The 15191-nt window shown below is 47.4% G+C and carries 15 protein-coding genes; 10 read left to right on the plus strand and 5 right to left on the minus strand.

Features of this window, described 5'->3' with window-relative positions:
* The first annotated feature begins 9 nt into the window (after positions 1-9).
* The 5 genes from TPRIMZ1_RS0100630 to TPRIMZ1_RS0100650 all read left to right on the plus strand — a co-directional run bounded on the left by TPRIMZ1_RS0100630 (position 10) and on the right by TPRIMZ1_RS0100650 (position 5874).
* Entirely contained in the window at positions 10-1023 is a 1014-nt protein-coding gene (locus TPRIMZ1_RS0100630) for a LacI family DNA-binding transcriptional regulator (protein WP_198429879.1), read from the plus strand.
* A gap of 151 nt (positions 1024-1174) precedes the next feature.
* Positions 1175-2419 carry an ABC transporter substrate-binding protein gene (locus TPRIMZ1_RS0100635; RefSeq protein WP_010253184.1) on the plus strand — a complete coding sequence of 415 codons (1245 nt, stop codon included), beginning with the start codon at positions 1175-1177 and terminating at the stop codon, positions 2417-2419.
* A gap of 26 nt (positions 2420-2445) precedes the next feature.
* Positions 2446-3312, plus strand: a complete 867-nt coding sequence (locus TPRIMZ1_RS0100640) for a carbohydrate ABC transporter permease (protein WP_010253186.1) — start codon at positions 2446-2448, stop codon at positions 3310-3312.
* Complete coding sequence (locus TPRIMZ1_RS0100645) at positions 3305-4162, plus strand: carbohydrate ABC transporter permease (protein ID WP_038077418.1); 858 nt, start codon at positions 3305-3307, stop codon at positions 4160-4162. The genes TPRIMZ1_RS0100640 and TPRIMZ1_RS0100645 overlap by 8 nt, the downstream gene beginning before the upstream one ends.
* A gap of 44 nt (positions 4163-4206) precedes the next feature.
* Positions 4207-5874, plus strand: a complete 1668-nt coding sequence (locus TPRIMZ1_RS0100650; protein ID WP_010253189.1) for a glycoside hydrolase family 13 protein — start codon at positions 4207-4209, stop codon at positions 5872-5874.
* Between the two features lie 90 nt (positions 5875-5964).
* On the opposite strand, the gene tyrS is transcribed toward TPRIMZ1_RS0100650, so the two are convergent.
* The 4 genes from tyrS to TPRIMZ1_RS20650 form a co-directional block, all read right to left on the minus strand.
* A complete protein-coding gene (tyrS, locus tag TPRIMZ1_RS0100655; RefSeq protein WP_010253191.1) occupies positions 5965-7215 on the minus strand; it encodes a tyrosine--tRNA ligase in 1251 nt (416 codons plus the stop codon).
* Positions 7216-7340: 125 nt separating this feature from the next.
* Positions 7341-9536, minus strand: coding sequence for a hypothetical protein (locus TPRIMZ1_RS0100660; protein WP_010253193.1), 2196 nt, complete (start codon positions 9534-9536; stop codon positions 7341-7343).
* A 19-nt stretch (positions 9537-9555) separates the two neighbouring features.
* Entirely contained in the window at positions 9556-11091 is a 1536-nt protein-coding gene (locus TPRIMZ1_RS0100665) for an Ig-like domain-containing protein (protein WP_010253195.1), read from the minus strand.
* A gap of 64 nt (positions 11092-11155) precedes the next feature.
* Entirely contained in the window at positions 11156-11332 is a 177-nt protein-coding gene (locus tag TPRIMZ1_RS20650) for a hypothetical protein (RefSeq protein WP_010253197.1), read from the minus strand.
* 95 nt (positions 11333-11427) lie between these two features.
* Between TPRIMZ1_RS20650 and TPRIMZ1_RS0100675 the strand changes: the two genes are divergently transcribed.
* From TPRIMZ1_RS0100675 to TPRIMZ1_RS0100695, 5 genes are all read left to right on the plus strand, one after another.
* Positions 11428-11790: a helix-turn-helix domain-containing protein gene (locus TPRIMZ1_RS0100675; RefSeq protein ID WP_038077449.1), complete on the plus strand. Its 363-nt coding sequence runs from the start codon at positions 11428-11430 to the stop codon at positions 11788-11790.
* A 26-nt stretch (positions 11791-11816) separates the two neighbouring features.
* Entirely contained in the window at positions 11817-12404 is a 588-nt protein-coding gene (locus tag TPRIMZ1_RS0100680; RefSeq protein WP_010253203.1) for a hypothetical protein, read from the plus strand.
* Positions 12401-13387 (plus strand): NADH:flavin oxidoreductase, encoded by a 987-nt coding sequence (locus TPRIMZ1_RS0100685; protein WP_010253205.1) that lies wholly within the window; start codon positions 12401-12403, stop codon positions 13385-13387. Before TPRIMZ1_RS0100680 ends, TPRIMZ1_RS0100685 begins: the two co-directional genes overlap by 4 nt.
* 1 nt (position 13388) lies before the next feature.
* Positions 13389-13931 (plus strand): flavin reductase family protein, encoded by a 543-nt coding sequence (locus TPRIMZ1_RS0100690; RefSeq protein ID WP_010253209.1) that lies wholly within the window; start codon positions 13389-13391, stop codon positions 13929-13931.
* A gap of 298 nt (positions 13932-14229) precedes the next feature.
* A complete protein-coding gene (locus tag TPRIMZ1_RS0100695) occupies positions 14230-14634 on the plus strand; it encodes a hypothetical protein (RefSeq protein WP_010253212.1) in 405 nt (134 codons plus the stop codon).
* 67 nt (positions 14635-14701) lie between these two features.
* Here the strand turns inward: TPRIMZ1_RS0100695 and TPRIMZ1_RS0100700 are convergent, their stop codons facing one another.
* The gene (locus TPRIMZ1_RS0100700) at positions 14702-15118 is read right to left on the minus strand and encodes an aspartyl protease family protein (RefSeq protein ID WP_010253214.1); all 417 of its coding nucleotides are present in this window, start codon (positions 15116-15118) and stop codon (positions 14702-14704) included.
* Between the last annotated feature and the right edge of the window lie 73 nt (positions 15119-15191).

Consider the following 15191-nt stretch of genomic DNA (forward strand, 5'->3'; position numbering starts at 1 on the left):
ATGATCACCATGAAACACATTGCGGAAATCGCCCAGGTCAGTCCCAGCACGGTATCCAATGTGCTGCATGGCCGGGTAACGAAGATGACGAAGGAGACCTTGGAACGGGTACAGCGGGCTATTAGAGATAATAATTATGTCTCCAACATGAGCGGGAGAACCTTAGGCAAGTATGGGTCAAAAATTATCGGCATCGTTATGATCTATAACCGCCGGGATGAACTCAATGCCATGCAGGCCCCCTTTTTCAGCGAGATTATCGGATCATTGGAACATGAAATTCGCACCAGGGGCTATTTTATGATGCTCTATATTTCAGCGGATGCGGAAGAAAGTCTGCGTATGGCGAGGTCATGGAATACGGAAGGGATCATTGTAATTGGCGGTAACGCAGAGGATTGCCATATCTTTATGCAGGGGACAACCATCCCCCTGGTTTTTATCGATCAGTATCTGCGGGACGGCGGCGCCCGGTATAACAATATCGGGCTGCAGGATTGGCAGGGCGCTTATATGATGACCGAGTATCTGATAGGGCAGGGTCATAAACGGATCGCCTTTTTAGCCGATCAGAAAGTGCCTATCGGAGTTGACCATGAACGCCTCCAGGGGTGTAAAACCGCTATGGAGGATCATGGACTATCCTTTTTGCCGGAAGATTATATTTATGTAAACTACTTACGTGAAGAGCGCCATCGGGATCTGAAGCGGTTTATTGAAAAAAGAGGCCGCCATTATTCCGCTCTGTTTTTTGCTTCCGACTACCTGGCCGCTGATTCCATGAATCTGTTTCAGGATAACGGGGTACGCATACCCCAGGATATATCGGTTTCCGGCTTCGATGACAATGTTTTTGCCCTTCAAGCCCGGCCTCGACTGACCACGGTAAAGCAGGATGTGTCCCAAAAAGCCTTTCATGCCATAAACCAGGTTCTCACCCTGATCCGTAAAGAAAAGCCGGAACAAAATCAGATTCTCCTGCCGGTAAGCTTGACCATCCGGGACAGCGTAGCAAAAAAGTGAACATTCTTCCCTTTTTTGGTCTATTGTTTCAATATTTAGCTAAAAGTGTTACGTAACACTTGCCATTATTTTGAACATCACCTATACTTACCTCAGATAAAGGCGCCTATGAAAGCGCCCCATACTATTATGCCAAAGGAGATGATTTTTTATGAAAAAAGCACTATTCCCCGTACTTGTTATCCTGGCCCTGCTGTCAAGCGCTTGTACTAAGCAATCAGGCGCCGCTTCCGGCAAAGTCACCCTGGAACTCTTCTCGACCAAGCCCGAAAACCAGACAACCTATCAGGGGCTGATAAGCGCCTTCCATGCGGAAAACCCTGATATTACTATTAACCTCTCGTCCCCTCCTGAAGCGGGCACCGTACTGCGAAGCCGTTTAACCAAAAATGACATACCGGACTTGATCGCCCTGGGCGGCGATGCAACCTACCGGGAACTTAGCTCTGCCGGGGTCCTGCTGGATCTTTCCGGGCAGAGCTTCCTGGACAGGATTAACGGCAGTTATCAACAAATGCTCTACGACCTCCACGCCGATAAGTCCAAAACTCCCTACGGTGTCCCCTATGCGGCCAATGGTTCAGGGATACTCTACAACAAGGATATTTTTTCTCAATATAATGTGGCGCTGCCCGAAACCTGGGATGCCCTGCTTATAACAGCGAAAGCCTTTAAAGCAGCGGGGGTCAATCCCTTCCTGCTTACCTTTGCGAATAACTGGACAACCCTTCCACCCTGGAACAGCATGGCCCCGGTACTTGCCCCGGCGGACTTTGGTCTTGACCGTGCAAAGGGTACAACAAGCTTTGCCGGTACCCATGAAAAAGTTTTGGAACAATACATCCAGATTCTTGATCTCTGTGGAAATGATTTTATGGGTACCAGCTATGACGACGGCAACAAGGCCTTTGCGGAAGGCAAAGCTGCCATGATGATCAACGGCAATTGGTCAATCGCCGAATTTCTCAAAACAAACCCCGGCATGAAGGTTGATATGCTGACCTTTCCCTCTTCTAATGATAAAAGCAAAAATACTATTACCTCCGGCGTTGATGTGGCCTTTACGGTATCCGCTGCTACCAAGAACAAAGATGCGGCATTGAAATTTATCGAGTTCATGACCAGGCCCGAAATTTCACAGCGGTATATAGACGAGCAGTTTGCCTTTAGCGCCGTGAAAGGGGTGGATCAGAATAATCCTACGGTACAGGGTGTAAAGGAAACCATTGCCGAAGGCCGTGTGTCAGATTTTGTCGATCACCTCTATCCTGCGGGTTTTGATCTGGCATCCATCCTGTCAGCATTTGCTTTAAACTATACCAACCGGATGGATAATACCCAAAATATCAGGGAAACGCTTCAAAACTGCGATACCGAATATAATGCCCTGCAATAAATCCAAAGGATAAAGGAGCAACGGCTATGAAAAATAAGATATCATTTCATTTCTATTTAATGATTCTTCCACTCGTAGTTTTATTCTTTGTACTCCATACCTTTCCGTTCCTACAGGGACTCTTTTATAGTCTTACCAACTGGAAAGGCTATGGTCCCTGGGAATTTACCGGCTTGCATAATTATACCCAGATGTTCAGGGATCCAAAAATTGCGGAGGCGTATCTTTTTACCTTCAAGTTCACCATTTGCGCTACCCTGTTGGTAAATATTCTTAGTATGTCCATAGCCTGTGGACTGAATGCAAAAATAAAATTAAAAAACTTTTTAAGGGCCGTATATTTTTTGCCCTATATATTGGGATCCCTGGTGGTAAGTTATGTTTTTAAGCAAATATTTTCCAATATCATCCCCGTATGGGCCAAGGCCCTTGGTATTCCCGCTTTGTCGGTCAATATCCTGGGAACCAACCACGCCTGGCTTGGCATACTCTTTGTAACCGTTTGGCAGTCCCTGGCTTTCAATACCATCATTTACCTCTCGGGACTGCAGAGCATAGACCCGGATGTCTATGAAGCGGCGTCCATTGACGGCTGCACCGGCTTCCGGACTTTTCGGAAAATTACCTTCCCCCTGATTGCCCCGTTCTTTACGATCAACATGGTTTTGTGCGGGAAAGGTTTTCTGATGATGTTCGATCAGGTTCTTGCCCTGACAAACGGCGGCCCCGGCACTACAACCCAAACCATTGCCGTGCTTATTTATAAACGGGGCTTTAACGGCGGACAATTTGCATACCAAAGTGCAAATGCGGCGGTACTTTTCTTCGTAGTTATCGGATTATCCTTATTCCAGATGAAATTCCTGGAACGGAGGGAGAAAAAATATGAATAATTCAACACTATCCCTGCGAACTCAGCCTAAGGCTGTTGTTAATTGGCCGATAACCATACTATTGCTGATAGGATCAAGCATTTTTATTCTTGGGGTTCTATACATTACCCTGGTAGTTGCATTGAAGGATACTACGCAGATGACTCGTGTACTCAGCCTGCCAAAACCTTTGGTGTTGAAAAATTTTGCAGAAGCATGGAAGATGACTGATTATCCCCGTAAATTTTTAAATACCCTTATCATTACAGTCATTTGTCTGCCCTTTACGCTTATTACCAACAGCGCTGCGGCGTATGCCATTACCAGAAATCGTGACAAAAGCAAGTTTTTCAATGGGGTATATTACTACTTTATCAGCGCCCTGTTTATACCTTTTCAAGTACTCATGCTGCCGCTGGTAAAACAGGCTTCATTTTTTCACCTTGATAATATTCTGGGCATTACCTTTCTCTATATCGTTTTTGGACTGCCCATGAATACCTTCCTGTACTGCGGATATGTGCGGAGCCTGCCGAAATCCATTGAGGAAGCGGCGCTGATCGAAGGATTAAACCCGATGCAGATTTTTATCCGTATTGTATTCCCTATCATGAAGCCCATCCATTCCACCGTTGCAATTTTGAGTATCATGTGGACCTGGAATGATTTTCTTATGCCCCTTTTATTGCTTACCAAAGCGGATAACCAAACCCTCCAACTGGCCCAGTATGTTTTCCAAACACAGTTTTCAACCAACTATAATCTGGCCTTTGCTTCCTATATTTTGGTTTTATTTCCGGTGGTAGCTGTTTACATTTTCTTTCAAAGGTGGATTATAGCGGGTGTAACAAGCGGCGCGGTAAAATCGTAACGATAAAATCATTGCGACAATAATATTGTGAAAAGGAAATTTTTATGGAAAAAAGTAAGTGGTGGAAGGAAGCGGTGGTGTATCAAATATACCCCCGCAGTTTTCAGGATTCAACCGGATCCGGTGTAGGAGATCTAAATGGCATTACCCGGCGATTAGATTATCTGAAAGATTTAGGTGTTGATGTGCTATGGCTGTCACCGATCTACAGTTCCCCCAATGTTGATAACGGTTATGATATCAGCGATTACCAGGCCATCATGGACGAGTTTGGAACCATGACCGACTTCGACAGGCTCCTCTCCGAAGCCCACAGGCGGGGCTTGAAAATCGTGATGGATCTGGTGGTAAATCATTCATCGGATCAGCATCCGTGGTTTATCGAATCCCGATCTTCCCTGGATAATCCAAAACGAGACTGGTATATCTGGCGGGACGGCTTTAAGGATGGTCCTCCCAATAAGCTCCCCAGTGTTTTCTCCGGTTCCGCCTGGAGGAAGGATGAAAAAACCGAACAGTACTATATGCATCTTTTTGCAGTTGCCCAGCCGGATCTTAACTGGACAAACCCCGATCTGCGGAACGCAGTGTATACGATGATGAACTTCTGGCTTGATAAGGGTGTTGACGGTTTCCGTATGGACGTGATCGATGCCCTTGATAAACCCGCTTCTGCCCTTGCAGCATCCGGAGGAGAGGCGGAAACCTGTTTCGGTAATCCCGGGGTACATGGGTATTTACAGGAAATGAACCGGAAAGTCCTGTCCCGGTATGACATTATGACCGTGGGGGAAACCTCCAGTGTAACCGTGGAAACGGCGCCACTCTTTGCGGGCAACGATGGGAAAGAACTCAATATGGTGTTTCAGTTTGAACACACCTGGGTGGATCATGACAAGGAATTGGGAAAATGGAAGCCCATCCCCCTGGATCTTTCCAAATTAAAGAAAATACTTTCCCGCTGGCAAACCGGCCTCCATGGAAAAGCATGGAACAGCCTGTATTGGGATAACCACGATCAACCCCGCATTGTTTCCCGGTTTGGGAACGATTCCACAGAAGAACTGCGGGTATTAAGCGCCAAGATGCTGGCCCTCTGCCTCCACATGATGCAGGGCACTCCCTATATCTACCAGGGTGAGGAACTGGGTATGACCAATTACCCTTTTAAGGATCTTGAGGAATGTAATGATGTGGAGATCCACAATGCCTACAAGGAATTGGTACGGGAAAAGAAAATACTTACCCATGATGAAATAATGGAAGGAATCCGCAAACTAGGCCGGGATAATGCCCGTACTCCCATGCAGTGGGACGACAGTAAAAATGCGGGGTTCAGTTCCGGCTCTCCATGGCTAGCGGTAAACCCCAACTACAAAACAATCAATGCCGCCAGGCAGATCCAAGATCCGGAATCCGTGTTTAGCTTTTATAAGCGGCTGATACAATTACGCAAAGCATATCCGGTTATTGTACAGGGCGATTATGAGCTCCTCTTACCGGATGATGGAAAACTTTTTGTATACCGCCGCCGTTTTGAGAATGCCTCCCTCCTGACGATATGCAATTTTACCCCTCAAACAGTTACCGGTATTGATATTGATGATCTGCGAAGCAAGGGCGATCAGCTCTTGATTGCAAACTACCATGACACAGGGGCGGACGGAAAAGCATTACAACCCTATGAAGCCAAAGTATATTTAAAAATATAGAACTGCTGTTTACGGCAGCTTCTGGCCCTCCGGTTCCGGTAATAGGAACTGGAGGGTTTTTACATAATATACGGGACTGACTTCACTCCGCTACTTGGTTACCACCCGGCAGAAGCGCTTTTTCCCCGCGCGAAGCAGCAGCTCCCCGGCGCTGTCCAGGGCATCGGCTTTGATAAGGGCTGCCACATCGGTAATCGCCGTTAGTGAAGCGGTGCTGCCGTCGCCGGAAACAAAGGCCCCGCCCTGCTGCACCAGGCGGCGGGCTTCGCTTTTGGTGGGGGCTAAGACGGCGTCGGTGAAGAGGTCCACCACATTGTAGCCTGTCTCGAACTTTGAGCGGGGTAATTCGACGCTGGGCATGGCTTCCCGGTCTCCGCCGCCGCCGCCGAAGGCAGCTTTGGCGCCGGACAGGGCTTTGTCCGCCTCGTCCTTGCCGTGGATGAGGGCCGTCACTTCCCAGGCGAGACGCTCCTTACCTTCGTTGGGGTTTTTGCCGGCCGCAGTAATGCTGTCAATTTCAGCGGTGGGGAGGAAGGTGAACATCAGGAGGAAGCGGCGGAGGTCGGCGTCCTGGATGTTGCGCCAGTATTGGAAAAATTCGTAGGGGCTGGTGATTGACGGGTCCAGGAAGATGGCGCCCTTTTCGGTTTTGCCCATCTTTTTGCCGTCCGCGGTGGTCACCAGGGGGAAGGTCATGCCGAAAACCTCGGCGCCCTCAATGCGGCGGATAAGGTCCGCTCCGGCCACGATATTGCCCCACTGGTCGTCTCCGCCTATCTGGAGGCGGTTGCCGTAGCGGCGGTACAGTTCCAGGAAATCGTAGCTTTGGAGGAGCTGGTAGTTAAATTCGATAAAGGAAAGGCCGGTTTCCATCCGCAGTTTATAGGCTTCAAAGCTGAGCATACGGTTCACCGAGAAATGGCTGCCGATTTCGCGGAGAAAGTCGATGTAGTTCAGGTTCGCCAGCCAGTCCTTGTTGTTGGCCGTTCGGGCGCTGTCCCCATCGAAGCCCAGGAACCTGTCCAGCTGGGCGGCGATACAGGCGGCGTTGGCGTCAAGCTGCTCGTAGCTCAGCATCTTCCGCATCTCGGTCTTCCCCGATGGGTCCCCGATCCGGGCGGTTCCCCCGCCGATGAGGGCTATACCCTTGTGCCCCGCCGCCATGAGGTGGCGAAACGCAAAAAACGGCACCATGTGGCCGATGTGCAGGCTCGGGCCCGTGGGATCGCAGCCCACGTAAAAAGTTACCGGCCCTTCGTCCATAAGCTTTGAAAGGGCATCCGGGTCGGTACACTGCTGGAAAAGTCCGCGGGTTTTAAGGTTCTCTAACGCTTGATTCATACCACCCAGTATAGCATGTTTTTGGCACAATCTTCAACTCGCCTAAGGATAACGGGGAGGGAGGGCGCTGGGGCATAGACCCGAGAAACTCGTCCCCGTCACCCTCCTTGCCGAGCGCTTTCCACTTACTCAATCTTGAACCATGCGCAATCATCGCCTGCGGACACCGAACCATTTTTCCCATAACCGATTTCAATATAAGGATTGCTTGCTGATGTTATCGGTATGGCTATGGTTTGCGAAGTATCTCCGGATATTCGGTTACGATAACTGGACAGTGATGCCAGAGAATCCAAATTGCCAACAAATGCATAATCGCCATCCGATTCTGATGAAACATCTAGTTTGATTTGTAATGTTGTTGTCCCAATGGTGGTAAAATATATCTTCATTTTTGTCGTCTCACCATCCCCAATAGGAGGTGATTTATATCGCCCATCGCTCTGCAATTCCCAGGAACCTGATATGGGTGAGTTTATATTACTAATTTCGCCTTCGTGATACTGCGAATATATTGAGTTAATAAATGAAACAGCAGCACTCCGTATCTGGGATATATCGCTTGAGGCGAGGGATGTACTGGCGTCTAAAACAAGGTATATTATTGCTGAACGTCTGTCAAATGTGTAAGCAACGGCGCTGCCTACGGAATACTCACTGTTTCTCTGCCACAATGTATCTGTCTCTTTTTTGGTCCATTGCTTCACGTAGTCCTTATTGTCTCTGTTATAGCCTTGAAAATTATTAAGCACAAAATTTATTTCTGAACCATTTATCGTTCCAGTTATTGGGCCAGCCCCTTCCGCAGATCCAAAACCGTCTGCGTAGGTAATATTAGTCAAGGAATAAACGCCGCCTGCATAGGTTAATGTGCCTTCGAAATATTTGGTCGATCCGGATGCGGCGCTTGAACCTGTACCACTATTATCAAAGGTCATACGAATTATTGTGCCCGGATCATTTCCGGTTGTTACCATGGTAAAGGTGGTATCACTATGGGTAATATTTAAACCCTCGGCGATTTCCTTAAACTGGTTTTCCAGCAGCCCATAACTGGATAATGTAGAACTTTTACCGGGACTCGCCAGGGCTGACAAATCGCTGGTAAACTTTCCGGTATCAGCAACATCGCTGCCCCGAACACCTGCGGAATATGCAGTTATTGGCTTTCCTCTAATGGTGCGGGATGTGATCTGGTTTCCAATATAAGCGGCGTATGCATCGCTTGTTATTCCGGTTTGACCTTCTAGCGGGGCAGAATTTGATTGCAAAAACGAACCATTGTCCAACCCATCGGTAAATGTAATAATATTTATCGATTCTAGATTTGTTGGATATAATGTCTCGTTGTTTTTTAAATTTGCTATGGCTTTGTGTACACCGTAAAATAATGCGGTTCCGCTTTGCGTTGCAATAGTATACTTGGACTGCAAGTCATTGGTAAGTTTTGTCCTTCCTGCGGCGTCCAAAAAAACCAGGTTCCCATCGAGTAAATCTGTGGCGGTCCCGGCAAAAGAGATGAGCCCGATGTATACCCCTTCTGCGGAATAGTCCGCCTTGGCAAAACCGGTCCCTGCCCCGGTATAGGTAAAGGTAGCCGGAGTTTCCAGATTGTCGTAGATATGGGCGATATCGCTATCCTTAAAAGCGGTTCCGTTATTCAGGGTTATAAGGACCTCGTAATACCCGGATCCCAGCTCAATAACACCGCCGGCTGTCCTGGAAGCGCTGCTGCCGGTTCCGGTGATAGTATTTGGCGCGGCGCTTGATAAAAGATCAACCACCTTAACCGGGCTGCCATCGATTTTCTGCACAGTCAGCGCCGCCGTGGTTACCCCAGGAGAATTTGGGAATGTTACCTTGTAGCTCAGAGTTCCGGATCCTCCGGCAGTCTGGGTGGGGCTTAGTTTTACCATTACCGGGGTAATTTTCCCGGGATCCACCTTGACCTCTGTGCTTCCGCTTACCACCGCTGTCTCCGCCGGCGTGGCCTCTGCATCGGTCTTGGACAGGTAGCCCTTAACAGCCAGAGCCCAGGTTCCTGCGCTCAGGGAAATTGATTTTGAAACGCCGCTGTTCAGGACCTCGTTTACCGGTTCCTTCCCGGGGGCGGTAAAGACCAGGGTGTAGTAGAGCCCCTCCCCATTGGGAAGCAGGGTACGGGCCGGGATACCCTGATCGATTTGCACCAGCGCCCCCTGGGACACGGCGATTGGCGTGTTGATCGGGCTTTCGCAGCCCAAAACCAGGCTGACTGCCAGGGCCAATGCGGCGAAGGCTCCAAACCGGTGTTTTAAAGTCCATATATTCATCATAGCCATGGTTCTTCTCCTTAAATCTTTACTCGGTAACCGTAAAGGTTATGTTTTTAGTCCAGGGGACGCTGTCTTTAAAAACCCTAACGCCCAGCGTATGAGTTCCGGTGGTATAGTCCGCAGCGTTCACGATAAAGCTATCGCCGGTACCCTTGGACACGGTATCCACCCGCCATTCTTTGCTGACCCAGGAACCAACCAGGCTGATAGTTTTAGTGTTATTCATCGCATTACCCTTACTGATAGTAAAACTACCCTGGTTAAAGGCGCCGCCGCTTTCGTCGGTAAAGCTCAGGCTAATGCTATTTGTCGGGATAACGATTATCGTAAAGTCTTGGGTGTAGTTGGCGATGGTGTAGGAATCCGTCTTTTTCCCGTTGATAATGGTCGCGGTTATGATAGCGGTTCCTCCCGCGGTGGTGGTTAAGCTGTTTCCATCGATTATGGCAGCGCCGGTGGTACCGGCGTTTGCAACGCTCCACACAATAGTCTGGTTGGTGGCGTTAGAAGGCGACACCGTACCGCTTAAGGCAAGGGGGATCCCTGCGGTGGTGGATGTGGGGACACCGGTAATGGTGTAAACAGACGTCATGCTATTGACGTATATATAAAAGGATTGGGTGTAGTCAGAGGAAGGTAACTTCCCGTTGATAATGGTCGCGTATATGTTTACGCTTCCCGATGTGGTTTTGGTAAGGATTCCATCGGTTATGGTAGCATTGTTACCGCTTGGAACGCTCCACACAATAGTCTGGTTGGTGGCGTTAGAAGGCATCACCGTACCACTCAAGACAAGGGGTACTCCTTCGGTGGCGGATGAGGGGACATCATTAATGCCCGTAACGGGCACAAAATCGGATGTGACGGTTATTGTAAAGGATTGGGTGTAGTTTGAATTCTGCAGCCCATTGGTAATGGTCGCGGTTATGGTAACGTTTCCCTCTCCGGTGGTGGTTAAGCTATTCCCGTTGCTTATGACAGCGCCCGTGGCGCCGGCGTTTGCAACGCTCCACACAATAGTCTGGTTGGTGGCGTTAGAAGGCGACACCGTACCACTTAAGGTAAGGGTGGTTCCTACGACAACAGATGTGGGGACATCAATAATGTCATAAACCGCCACAAAAGAGCCCTTACTTAAGGTAACAACGGTCACTCCTGATGCGGTTAATATAAGTTCTCCTGCGCCATTTATGGAATAACCATAGACATCAACGGTCTGTGGAGGATTACTGTATTGATATGAAATAGTACCATTATTTGCAATCCAAGCAAATTGACCACCCCCTTGATATGCTGCATTCAACGAAGAACCGATACTGCCGCCCCAGCTTACGGTTCCATTGGATTGAAAGGTAACGGTTAATAGGGCGCCATCCTCAGTATCCTTCCAAGTCCCTATTAAACGTGTATCAATGGCGCCATCGGGGAGTTCCTTGTCGGGGCCATCGCCTAAGGGGTCGCCTGAATCCTTATCGCCGCAAGACACAAGCGCCATCACGAATACCAACATGGCTACTAAAGCAGCTTTGCCGGGTATTGCCGTTCCAAACCGTTTTTTCATAATAACCACCCCTTTTTCATTTCCTAAAAAAATTATTATAAAGGAACAAAGTATTCCGGCCGTTCTATTTTTCTCTATGCCTGGACGCGCCTAATCCCTTTTTGGGGTCCGGTTCCTTTGCGGCAATGGAATTTTGGATTAACACCAGATTACGATAGATAAATTTGAGGAATTGTTTACTCTTATAGGGGAGCTGCCGGTAGGTCTCCAGGGGGAAATCGGAAATTTCGCCAGTTTTCACAAAGAAACTCCTATTTGTATCATATAATAAAGGTACAATGCAACATTGTCAATGCTATTCTTGTTTTAATGCCATTTCTTTGCTATTTTGATTTTATGAATAAGGGATCAGTTAATAGCAGACTTCTGGAATTGAGGAAAAAGCTGAACCTTAGTCAACTGGACTTTGGCAAAGCAATTTCTGTTTCCCGTTCCCAAGTAGCGCTGCTCGAAAAATCCCAGCGTACCGTAAACGACCGTCATATCAGGCTTATTTCTTCCACGTTTTCAGTTAACCCGGCATGGCTCAGGACTGGGGAGGGGAATATGTTTATTACCCAGGAAGATGCGGATAGCTGGCAAAAGGACGAAAAGGAAATAATTGGCTTTTATAAGCAGCTTATGCCTGAAGTCCAGGTTTTTGCCCGCAATGTCCTTAAAAATTTAGCGGAAATGAACGGCAAAATCCTTAAAAAATGAATAGGTTATCCAAAGGAGCGTGATTAATGGATATCTTTCTTCAAATATGGGGAGGCGGCGCTTACCTTCTGGCAAAAATTTTGCTTTCCCATGCCGAAGGGCTACGGGAGGATCGAACATGGCGCATGGCAGGCTGGTCTATGTATTTGCTCGGCCTTCCCGCCTGGGTCATTTTATTGGCCGGCAGGCATAATTGGATCGCCGCCGCAAACGAAGCGGGAGGCGGCCCCGCTCTGCTGCTCGGTCTGGTCTTAGCCTGGAAAAGACTTGATAGGGCGCCGAAATTTTTTGATTGGGCCGTCAGGATCTTTACCTACATCATGATTGTACTAGGAACCACCTACAGTCTCTACTCCTTTGGCGGCCTCACTGCCTTCTCCCAGGCGCTTGAAATTGGCGTTACCATAGGATTCCTCCTGGGAAGTTTTCTCCTGGCCGGGAAAAACCCCGCAGGATGGCTGTTTTATGGACTGATGATTATCAGCATGGGCAGTTTAATGTTTATTCAGGGTAAGATAATTCTGATTATCCAACAGGGAGTTTCACTGATTTTTGTGATCAGCGGTTTCGTACGGGCACTGGGGAGAAATACTAAAATCGGGAGAGGATTATGAAAACATTATTTGATAGTACTAAATTAGGCGAATTAACATTAAAAAACAGATTTATCCGTGCGGCTATTCATGAAAAAGTATCCCAGGGGCAAATAAATGATACTATTTATGATACCTATACTAAACTTGCCCAAGGCGGCGTGGGAACTATTATTACCGGTTTTACCTTAGTCGATGAAAGGGAAAAGCAGTTCCCTTTGATGGCATTTTACGATGATACGTTTTTCAACGGACATAAAATGTTGGTCGATTTAGTTCATAAGAACGACACAAACATCATTTTGCAATTGGTCTACGTTGGGTCCTATGTCATGGGCGATTCCACGGAAATGACTATTTTGGGGCCAAGCGCGGTTGAAAATAAAAATACAAAAATTATACCCGCAGAAATTACCGTTGAACAAATAAAAAAAATACAAACAAAATTTGCCGACGCTGCTTTAAGGGCAAAAGGCGCAGGCTATGACGGCATTGAGCTCCATGCGGCGCATGGCTTTTTGCTCAGCCAGTTTATGACGCCCTATTATAATTGCAGGGAAGATTTGTATGGGGGGACTGTTCAAAACAGATCCCGAATGACCTTAGAAACCTATGACCTTATCCGTAAAACGGTTGGCAATGATTTTTCTATTTGGATAAAAATAAATGTTACCGATGGTTTTGAAAACGGCGTATCCTTTGATGATGTTTTATATTTATGTAAAGAATTAACCAAACGGGGAATCAATGCCATTGAAATAAGCGGATCGTGGGCAAAATTTACACTAGAAACAACATCTTTTTTCAAAGACGAAGCCGCAAGAATCGCTGCCGAAAACGATACGGCAGTAATTTTAACCGGCGGAAATAAATACTTCAAAGAAATGACTGAAATTGTAAACGCTACAAAAATTGCATATTTTGGTATGGCCAGGCCGTTTATGAAGGAACCGGATTTGATAAATCGGTTTGAAAAGGAATTCAGGAACACGCAGGTACATTAAAATGAAAGTATTTCCTTTACACAAAGCATTTACGCTTTTGGAACCCGGTCCGGTGGTTTTGGTTACAAGCGTCGATAAGGGCAAACAAAACATTATGACCCTGTCTTGGACCATGGTCATTGATTTTACCCCCCGCTTTGCCTTTTTAACCGGTCCTTGGAATTATTCCTACGAAGCGCTCATAAAAACAAAGGAGTGTGTGATTAGTATACCCACGGTTGACATGGCTAAAACGGTTGTGAAAATTGGCTCCTGTTCCGGCGCAGAGCTGGATAAATTTAAAAAGTTCAAACTTACACCGTTAAAAGCAAAGTTTGTCGATGCCCCTTTAATACAGGAGTGTTATGCAAATATAGAGTGCCGTATCGTAGATCATGTTAAAAAGCACAATTTATTTATTCTGGATGCGGTTGCAGCCTGGATTGATAACAAGCATACAGAAAAAAGATGCTTCCACGCTGTTGGGGACGGCAGATTTATTGTTGATGGGGAAAAAATAAACCATCGGCGGATTATGTTTGAAAAATTGCCCGAAGGGGTGTAAGATTAATCATAGTGATTCATTTTTGGAGCCACCATGAGGTCCGGTGGACTAAAGTCCGAGTCTTCCGGGGGGATTGCCCCGAGGAGAATTAAGTCCGCGCCGGGAAGTATGTGTAAATAATTCATAAGCGTGTAATTATTATACAGAACAGTTATTTTAAACATTAATGAAGGATATTAAAAACAAACCATTTTTATCGTATTTCTTGAAAATAACCAGCAAAAAATGACTTGGCATGATATTTGCTCTATACTATATGGCCGTTGGCCATATAGTATTTTTTGTTTTAGGAGTCTTTATGAAAAAGACATCACGAGTTTTCATGCTTACCCTTATCGGCCTGCTTTTTGCCGGCTCAGTATGGGCTCAGGACGCCCCATTATGGGGGCATGGCCGGGGACGGGCGGCCCACGGTCATGCATGCCCCACTGCCACAGAAACGGTAACCATTAATGGCAATTTACAACTTATTGAAGGACACATTGCCGTAGCCGCCGAGGGTAAAACCTACTATATAAACGGCCCGGTCAAAAGTCTCGTCGGGTTTGTTGACGGATTAAAAGAAGGCTCCGCCGTTAGGCTGGAAGGCCCCGTAACGGCGATCCCCTTTAATACCGGCGCACGGGTTTTATGGGTAACTAAACTTACCTTCAATGGGAAAACCTATGATTTCCCAACCACTGAGGATGGACATTGGTTATAAAATAACGATACAGGGCATTGGTGTTATCGTAATGGGTAACACCAATAAACGGGTCAGCTACCGGGGTTTATAAGAGCATCCCCAGTTCTTTGTCGCCGTGGACGCCGACTAGCCGCAGGTTTTTGGGATCCACCATAAGGTCCATGTCTTCCAGGGGGATTGCCCCGAGGAGAATTAAGTCCGCGCCGGGGAGAACCCAGGGCTCACAGGTCATGGAGCGATCCTTCCAGCACACCCGCACGGTTTCGGCAACCTTACAAAATACCCATTCGCCATTTGCCAACCGGGACTCTTTCTCCCGGTCGATCCGCAGCCCTAATGTCTTCTGCACCGCTTCGTTGATAACCAGGGTCGCCGCACCGGTGTCCACTACGACCTGTACCGTTGTTTGCCGGACTTCCGACTCCTTAATAAGCCCGCGCCGGGCATTACTCACATCACCATCGTTTTTCAGGGTGATTTCTTCGAAAACTGTTCCCACCATTTTACCTCGTTCCATATAAAGTTATTATACCACACCGGGGATATTCCGGCAAACTGCCGGCGGGCCTAAGATC

The organism is Treponema primitia ZAS-1 (assembly GCF_000297095.1).
Taxonomy (GTDB): domain Bacteria; phylum Spirochaetota; class Spirochaetia; order Treponematales; family Breznakiellaceae; genus Termitinema; species Termitinema primitia_A.

What these genes read in the sequence shown, in the direction of transcription:
- TPRIMZ1_RS0100665 (WP_010253195.1), bottom strand. Translation starts at nt 11,091, where the DNA reads ATGAAAAAACGGTTTGGAACGGCAATACCCGGCAAAGCTGCTTTAGTA.
- TPRIMZ1_RS0100690 (WP_010253209.1), top strand. Translation starts at nt 13,389, where the DNA reads ATGAAAGTATTTCCTTTACACAAAGCATTTACGCTTTTGGAACCCGGT.
- TPRIMZ1_RS0100660 (WP_010253193.1), bottom strand. Translation starts at nt 9,536, where the DNA reads ATGGCTATGATGAATATATGGACTTTAAAACACCGGTTTGGAGCCTTC.
- TPRIMZ1_RS0100630 (WP_198429879.1), top strand. Translation starts at nt 10, where the DNA reads ATGAAACACATTGCGGAAATCGCCCAGGTCAGTCCCAGCACGGTATCC.
- TPRIMZ1_RS0100685 (WP_010253205.1), top strand. Translation starts at nt 12,401, where the DNA reads ATGAAAACATTATTTGATAGTACTAAATTAGGCGAATTAACATTAAAA.
- TPRIMZ1_RS0100640 (WP_010253186.1), top strand. Translation starts at nt 2,446, where the DNA reads ATGAAAAATAAGATATCATTTCATTTCTATTTAATGATTCTTCCACTC.
- TPRIMZ1_RS0100675 (WP_038077449.1), top strand. Translation starts at nt 11,428, where the DNA reads ATGAATAAGGGATCAGTTAATAGCAGACTTCTGGAATTGAGGAAAAAG.
- TPRIMZ1_RS0100695 (WP_010253212.1), top strand. Translation starts at nt 14,230, where the DNA reads ATGAAAAAGACATCACGAGTTTTCATGCTTACCCTTATCGGCCTGCTT.
- TPRIMZ1_RS0100645 (WP_038077418.1), top strand. Translation starts at nt 3,305, where the DNA reads ATGAATAATTCAACACTATCCCTGCGAACTCAGCCTAAGGCTGTTGTT.
- TPRIMZ1_RS0100650 (WP_010253189.1), top strand. Translation starts at nt 4,207, where the DNA reads ATGGAAAAAAGTAAGTGGTGGAAGGAAGCGGTGGTGTATCAAATATAC.
- tyrS (WP_010253191.1), bottom strand. Translation starts at nt 7,215, where the DNA reads ATGAATCAAGCGTTAGAGAACCTTAAAACCCGCGGACTTTTCCAGCAG.
- TPRIMZ1_RS0100635 (WP_010253184.1), top strand. Translation starts at nt 1,175, where the DNA reads ATGAAAAAAGCACTATTCCCCGTACTTGTTATCCTGGCCCTGCTGTCA.
- TPRIMZ1_RS0100700 (WP_010253214.1), bottom strand. Translation starts at nt 15,118, where the DNA reads ATGGTGGGAACAGTTTTCGAAGAAATCACCCTGAAAAACGATGGTGAT.
- TPRIMZ1_RS0100680 (WP_010253203.1), top strand. Translation starts at nt 11,817, where the DNA reads ATGGATATCTTTCTTCAAATATGGGGAGGCGGCGCTTACCTTCTGGCA.